Origin of the sequence: Pseudomonas karstica (genome assembly GCF_009707515.1) — a bacterium.
GTDB lineage: Bacteria > Pseudomonadota > Gammaproteobacteria > Pseudomonadales > Pseudomonadaceae > Aquipseudomonas > Aquipseudomonas karstica.
The window spans coordinates 1-6,545 of the sequence record NZ_WLYI01000067.1; the positions used below are offsets into that span (position 1 = coordinate 1).

8 protein-coding genes are annotated in these 6,545 nt (G+C 58.5%); 4 read left to right on the forward strand and 4 right to left on the reverse strand.

Translation table 11 applies throughout. The annotated features are described in order from the left end of the window. Positions 1 to 48: 48 nt before the first annotated feature. Together GIR22_RS25630 and GIR22_RS25635 are read right to left on the reverse strand one after the other, a co-directional pair. Positions 49 to 579, reverse strand: a complete 531-nt coding sequence (locus GIR22_RS25630) for a ferritin-like domain-containing protein (RefSeq protein ID WP_154746071.1) — start codon at positions 577 to 579, stop codon at positions 49 to 51. 143 nt (positions 580 to 722) lie between these two features. After that, the gene (locus GIR22_RS25635; RefSeq protein ID WP_178122468.1) at positions 723 to 1,634 is read right to left on the reverse strand and encodes a LysR substrate-binding domain-containing protein; all 912 of its coding nucleotides are present in this window, start codon (positions 1,632 to 1,634) and stop codon (positions 723 to 725) included. A gap of 126 nt (positions 1,635 to 1,760) precedes the next feature. On the opposite strand from GIR22_RS25635, the gene GIR22_RS25640 reads away from it, so the two are divergent. Next, complete coding sequence (locus tag GIR22_RS25640) at positions 1,761 to 2,402, forward strand: FMN-dependent NADH-azoreductase (RefSeq protein ID WP_154746073.1); 642 nt, start codon at positions 1,761 to 1,763, stop codon at positions 2,400 to 2,402. Positions 2,403 to 2,493: 91 nt separating this feature from the next. Here the strand turns inward: GIR22_RS25640 and GIR22_RS25645 are convergent, their stop codons facing one another. Beyond that, positions 2,494 to 3,369, reverse strand: a complete 876-nt coding sequence (locus tag GIR22_RS25645; protein WP_154746074.1) for a DMT family transporter — start codon at positions 3,367 to 3,369, stop codon at positions 2,494 to 2,496. A 97-nt stretch (positions 3,370 to 3,466) separates the two neighbouring features. Here GIR22_RS25645 and GIR22_RS25650 point away from each other — a divergent pair, with 97 nt between their 5' ends. The 3 genes from GIR22_RS25650 (at position 3,467) to GIR22_RS25660 (ending at position 5,825) form a co-directional block, all read left to right on the forward strand. Beyond that, positions 3,467 to 4,255 (forward strand): AraC family transcriptional regulator, encoded by a 789-nt coding sequence (locus tag GIR22_RS25650; RefSeq protein WP_154746075.1) that lies wholly within the window; start codon positions 3,467 to 3,469, stop codon positions 4,253 to 4,255. A gap of 71 nt (positions 4,256 to 4,326) precedes the next feature. Next, the gene (locus GIR22_RS25655) at positions 4,327 to 4,632 is read left to right on the forward strand and encodes a PsiF family protein (RefSeq protein WP_154746076.1); all 306 of its coding nucleotides are present in this window, start codon (positions 4,327 to 4,329) and stop codon (positions 4,630 to 4,632) included. Between the two features lie 179 nt (positions 4,633 to 4,811). Continuing rightward, positions 4,812 to 5,825, forward strand: a complete 1,014-nt coding sequence (locus GIR22_RS25660) for an AI-2E family transporter (RefSeq protein ID WP_154746077.1) — start codon at positions 4,812 to 4,814, stop codon at positions 5,823 to 5,825. 94 nt (positions 5,826 to 5,919) lie between these two features. On the opposite strand, the gene GIR22_RS25665 is transcribed toward GIR22_RS25660, so the two are convergent. Beyond that, a partial coding sequence (locus GIR22_RS25665) for an Hsp70 family protein (protein WP_154746078.1) occupies positions 5,920 to 6,545 on the reverse strand: 626 nt, incomplete at its 5' end.

Below are 6,545 nucleotides of genomic sequence, written 5' to 3' on the forward strand. Positions count from 1 at the left end.
TCCTGCGGCCCTTATCGCAGCCTCGTGCCTCGGCAGCGGCAAGCGTGTTTAGAGGTCCTGCAGAATATCCGCCATGTCATCGGCGTGTTCTTCTTCCTGGGCCAGGATCTCTTCGAAGATCCGGCGAGTGGTTGGGTCTTTGTCGCCGATGTACTGGATTATCTCGCGGTAGCTGTCCACCGCAATGCGCTCGGCCACCAGGTCTTCGTAGACCATTTCTTTCAAGGTGGTGCCCGCGACGTATTGAGCGTGGGAGTTCCTGGACAGCAGGTCCGGATCGAACTCCGGCTCGCCGCCCAGTTGCACGATACGTTCGGCCAGCTTGTCGGCATGTTCCGATTCCTGGTTGGCGTGCTCCAGGAACTCTTCGGCGGCGACGTGGGCCTTAACGCCATTGGCCATGAAATAGTGACGTTTGTAGCGCAACACGCAGACCAGTTCGGTGGCCAGGGACTCATTGAGCAGGCGCAGGATTTCCTGGCGATCGGCGTTGTAGCCTTCGGTTACGGCACCGTTTTCGACATTCTTGCGGGCACGCTCGCGTAGGGTTGCAACGTCAGACAAATGTGCTTCAGTCATCTCATTCTCCTCAGGGCTAATCCGGTTTACGTCACGCTCTGCCGGCGTGATCGCTCCATATGTGCCGATCTCACAAATACGCAGTGTTTGTGAGGTCAGGCACAAGTTGTGAGTCCTGGGTGGCGCAAAAAGTTTTATCGGATTTACAGCACGTGACCCGACAGCTGTGCTTCTTCCTGCAGCCACCGGAAAAATGCTCTGACCGGCGGATGCCGTTCGCGGCCCGGTACGCACAGGGCGCTGTAGCCGGCACCGTCGACGGTGATCTTCGGTCGATAAGGCACCAGCAAACCGCTGCTCACGCTCTCCGAAACCAGGATGTTGCTGGCCAGCACCAGGCCCTGGCCGGCAATTGCCGCTTGCAAGGCATAGTGTTCTTCATCGTATTCGCGCATCGGTGAGGCATGTTGCAGCCAGTTTTCGCCAGCCTTCTCGCACCAGGCCTGCCAACCCAGGGCGTAGAGCTTGGAGTTGTGCCAGCGGACGCTGATCAAGGTAGGGGCTCGCTCACTGGCCAAGGCCACCTGCTCGGGGGAGCCATAGACCGCAAAACATTCATCGAACAGGCACAGGCCGTACAGGTTGAGATAGTTGTCGAGGCTGTAGCGAATCACCAGATCGATGCTGGCGTCCTGCTGCAAGTCCACCACCTCGCAGTGGGTGTCCAGGCGCAGGTTAATTCCAGGATGGGCAGCATAGAAACGCCCCAGTCGTGGCACCAGCCATAAGGCGGCGAATGCAGGTGTGGTGGAGAGAGTGAGGCTGCCGACGCTTTGTTGCGGTCGCAGGGTATCGACGCTTTGTGCCACCTCCAGCAACGCGCCGTGCAAGCTCTGGAATAGTCGCTCGCCACTTTCAGTGAGGCGCACCCGGCGTGGCAGACGCTCAAATAGCGCAATCCCCAGCCAGGTTTCCAGGGTGCGAATCTGATGGGATATCGCTGTTGGCGACACAGATAGCTCGTGGGCGGCAGCCTTGAAGCTCAACAGGCGCGACGCCGATTCAAAGGCGCGCAGGGCAGTCAGGGGTAAGGATGCGAACATCTGGAGCTCCACGGATGAATTTAATTCATCCAGATTAACTATTGCTCATTTGTCGGTGCGCTCGATCGTCTCTAGCTTTGACTGCAAGAAAGGCGACCAGTCAGGCCGTCAGAGTCTAGCGTGTGAAGGAACCCATAGATGAAAAAAATACTTGCGATCCATGCCAGCCCGCGTGGTGAGCGTTCCCACTCCCGGCGCTTGGCTGAGGTCTTCATTGACGTTTGGCAAACCGCTAACCCCGACGCTCGGTTGACCCGGCGCGAAGTTGGCCGGGCCGCTATTCCCCATGTTGGCGAAGCTTTTGTCGCGGCCAATTTTTACCCCGAACCCCAGGCTCGGCCCTTGGCCATGCAGGCCGATTTGCAGTTGAGCGATGAGCTGGTGAGGGAGTTGATCGAACATGAATTGCTGGTGATTTCCGTGCCGATGTACAACTTCGGCATCCCCAGTGGCCTCAAGGCCTGGATCGATCAGATCGTGCGCATGGGCCTGACCTTCGATGTCGCCCAGGACAGCCAGGGCATCGCCCAATACCAGCGTTTGCTGGTGGGCAAGAAGGCGTTGATCATCACCAGCCGTGGCGGCAGCGGGTTTGGCCCTGGGGGCGAGAACGAGGCGATGAACCACGCTGATCCTCACCTGCGGACGGTCTTGGGGTTTATGGGGATCGATGACATCAGCGTCATTGCCGCCGAAGGTGAAGAGTCTGTCGCCGAAGCCTTTCGCCGCTCCAGTGACGAGGCCGAGCGTCAACTGCGCGACCTGGCCCGCAGTTTCTGACATGGCTGGGGCATGGGGCCGTCATGTCGGTTTGCGGTAGCGGGACCAGGATGGACGTTTTAGGCTTCTTTCAAGGACGCTACGTCGCTTGCTACGTACGGCTGATGGGCGTCGTCCAGCGCTCCGACAAAATCACCCCGCCCAGCGTCAGTACGCCACCGACCAGGTGATACAGCGCCAACTGCTCCTTCAACACCAGCGCCGCAATCAACGCCGTGATCAGCGGCAGCAGATTGAAAAACAGCGTGGTGCGGCTCGGCCCCAAGTGCTTGACCGAATGCATCCACGCCAACGGTGCCAGCATCGAGGCCAGCAGGCAGGCGTACATCACCAGTGGAATATTGGCCCCATCCAACCCAACTTTTTCTGAGGCGAGAAACAACGGAAACAACACCACCACCGCCACCAGCACCTGCAAGTACAGCAACACCAACGGTGGCAGGCGCAACTGCCATTTTTTCAGCAGGGTGCTGTAGACCGCATAGGCCAGGGTGGCAATCAGCATCATCGCATCCCCCAGGTTCAGGCCATGTTGCAGCAGTGCGCCGAGGCTGCCGGACGACACCACCACCAGCACCCCGGCAAACGACAGCACCGCGCCGCTCAGGGCACCAAAGGTCAGGCGCTGGCCGAGGCTGATGATCGCGGCGGTCAAGGTCATCAGGGGCATCAGCGACAAGATGATGCCCATGTTGGTGGCTGAGGTCAGTGTGGCGGCGTAGTACGCCAGGCTCTGATAGACCGCCATGCCGAGCACACCGAGGATCAAGATTTTGCCCAGGTTCGGGCGAATCAGCGGCCAGTGGGCGATCACCGGCTTGAGCATGAAGGGTGTGAACAGAATTCCCGCCAGCAGCCAACGGTAAAAGCCGATCTCGGCGGGGAAGATCGCTCCCACTGCCAGTTTGTTGATCACGGTATTGCCGGCCCAGATAAAAATGGCCAGCAATGGATAAGCGTATTGCATGGGGAGTAACCGCAAGCGTTGATAAGCGCTGATTATCCTTTGTCTGGATCGAGGCTTATACTTCAATCCAGACATCCGACCTTTGTATCCAGACAACATGCCCAAGAAATACATCAACCTTCCCGATTTCGCCACGCTGCCTGCCCCGGTGTACTTCCGCTATTCGGAGTTCGAGGCCGACACCCATGCCAGTGCTCACCAGCACGCGTGGGGGTCTCTGGACTATTCGGCCCGTGGCGTGATGCGTTTCGAAGTCGCGGGCAGTCGTTTCATGTCACCGCCGCAATACGCGCTGTGGATTCCGCCGAATACCCAGCACAGCTCCTACAATGCCCAGGCCATTGTCTATCGCTCGGTGTATCTGGCGCCGCAGTTGTGCAAGCAACTGCCGCAGCAACCATGCACCCTGACCATCAGTGACATCCTCAAGGCGATCCTCAGTGATTTTGCCGAACGGGATGTGAATATCCCCGAAAGTGAAGCGGATGTGCGTCTGGCCCAGGTCCTGGTGGATCAACTCAAGCAGGCGCCAGTGCATGATGGATTCCTGCCTTACGCCAGCACTCCCCGCCTGCTCAGTGTGCTGGAAGGCATGCAGGTGGATCCGGGAAATAACCGGGCCTTGGCCCAGTGGTCGCAACAGGTGCATGTCAGTGAGCGCACCCTGGCCCGGCAATTTGTCCGGGAACTGGGCATGAGCTTTGGTGAATGGCGCCAACGCCTGCGTTTCCTGGCGTCTATCGAGGCTTTGGACAGTGCGCGCAGTGTCCAGGAAGTGGCTTTTGATTTGGGTTACAGCACGGCCTCGGCGTTTATTGCCATGTTCCAGCGCCAGGCAGGCTGTACGCCGGAGCAATATCGTCGGGCAAATATACGTAGCAGGTGAAGGTGTAACACGCTTTGTCTACACTGCGAGGGAGGCCGTGCCCCTCGGTACGGTAACAGGGAGAAAACTCCATGAAGATGCTGCGTATTCCGTTGTTGATGATGGGCCTGCTGCTTTGTTCCCAGGGCTTTGCGGCCACAGCCCAGCAAAACAAGATGACCACGTGTAACGCTGAAGCTTCCACCAAGACCTTGAAAGGCGATGAGCGCAAAGCCTTCATGAGTACCTGCCTCAAGGCTACCCCGGCTGCCAACGATGCCAAGGCTCTGACGCCACAGCAGCAGAAGATGAAAGACTGCAACGCCACGGCGAAAACCCAGGCACTGGCGGGCGATGCGCGTAAAACCTTTATGAGCACCTGCCTGAAGAAAAAATAGCCGGGTGCCATAGAAGGCTGCGACACTCGCACACAGCCCTCTGTTGTAGGAGCGAGCCTGCTCACGAAGAACGCACGTGCACCGCGTTTATCCAGAGTAAACGCGCTATGGTTGACGCGCTCATCGCGAGCAAGCTAGCTCCTATCCACACCCTTCAACGCTGTTTGTTTTGAGGCTGTATGCCAACGTTTTCTCAGCGTCATGTGTTGTTGCTGGTCAGTTACGTCATCATCTTCGGTGGGTTGTTACTGGTATTGCCATTGCGCTTGCTGCCCAGTCTCCTGGCCGGCCTGTTGGTCTATGAACTGGTCAATATGCTCACCCCGCAGCTGCAGCGGCTGATCGAAGGCCGACGTGCACGCTGGCTGGCGGTGGCCCTGCTGGGGACCTTGATCGTCAGCTTCCTGGCCCTGATCTTTGCCGGCGCCATCAGTTTCCTGCTCCACGAAGTGGAAAACCCCGGGGCCTCCCTGGACAAATTCATGACCGTGGTGGATCGGGCCCGCGGCCAGTTGCCGCCGTTCCTCGACGCCTACCTGCCCGCCAGCGCCGCCGAATTTCGCGTGGCCATTGGCGAATGGTTGAACAAGCACCTGAGCGATTTGCAACTGGTCGGCAAAGACGCGGCGCACATGTTCGTGACCTTGCTGATTGGCATGGTACTGGGGGCAATCATCGCCTTGCAGCGGGTGCCGGACTTGACTAAACGCAAGCCCTTGGCGGCGGTGCTGTTTGATCGCCTGCATTTGCTGGCCCAGGCATTTCGCAATATCGTCTTCGCACAAATCAAGATCGCTGCGCTCAATACAGCGTTTACTGCGGTGTTCCTGGCAGTGGTCCTGCCGCTGTGCGGGATTCACCTGCCGCTGACCAAAACCCTGATTATGCTGACCTTCCTGCTGGGTCTGCTGCCGGTGATTGGCAACTTGATATCCAACACCCTGATCACTATCGTCGCGCTGTCGATCTCTATCTGGGTGGCAGTGGCCGCGCTGGGCTACCTGATTGTTATCCACAAGGTGGAATACTTTCTCAACGCCCGCATCGTCGGCGGGCAGATCAGTGCCAAGTCCTGGGAGTTGCTCCTGGCGATGCTGGTGTTCGAAGCCGCGTTCGGCCTGCCGGGGGTGGTGGCTGGGCCGATTTACTATGCGTACTTGAAGAGTGAGTTGAAGCTGGGGGGGATGGTGTAGAGGCAGCCGCAAGCTTTCTAGCTGCAAGCTGCAAGTAAAAGCCGAGCGCTGAACTGCTCTTACTTACCGCTTGAAGCTTGTAGCTCGTTACTGATCAATACCCATAACGCTTGCTCGCATCAATTGCCAACCCGCTGCCGATGCTGCCGAAGATGTTCCCTTCCACGTGCCGCGCATTCGGCAACATCGCCGATACGCTCTGGCGCAGCGCCGGGATGCCGCTGGAGCCACCGGTAAAGAACACCGTGTCCACTTGGGCTACATCCACCGAGGCATCGTTGAGCAATTGGGTCACGCTGTTGCGTATCCGCTCCAGCAGGTTGTCGATGGACGACTCGAACAGCGCCCGGCTCAACTCCACACTCAGGCCGGGTTCGACCCGATCCAGCAGCACATGGCGGCTCTCATCGTGGGTCAGCTGGATCTTGGTTTCTTCAACCTCCATCGCCAACCAGTGCCCGGCGCGCTGTTCGATCAGTTTGAACAGCCGGTCGATGCCGCCGGTATCTTCGATGTCGTAGCGCATGCTGCCCAGGGCCAGTTGGGTTTTTTGCGAGTACACCGAGTTGATGGTGTGCCAGGTCGCCAGGTTCATGTGATGACTGGTAGGCATATAGGCACCGCTTTTCATGCGGCTGCCGTAGCCGAACAGCGGCATCATGCCCTGCAGGCTTAACTGTTTGTCGAAGTCGGTCCCGCCGATGTGCACGCCGCCAGTGG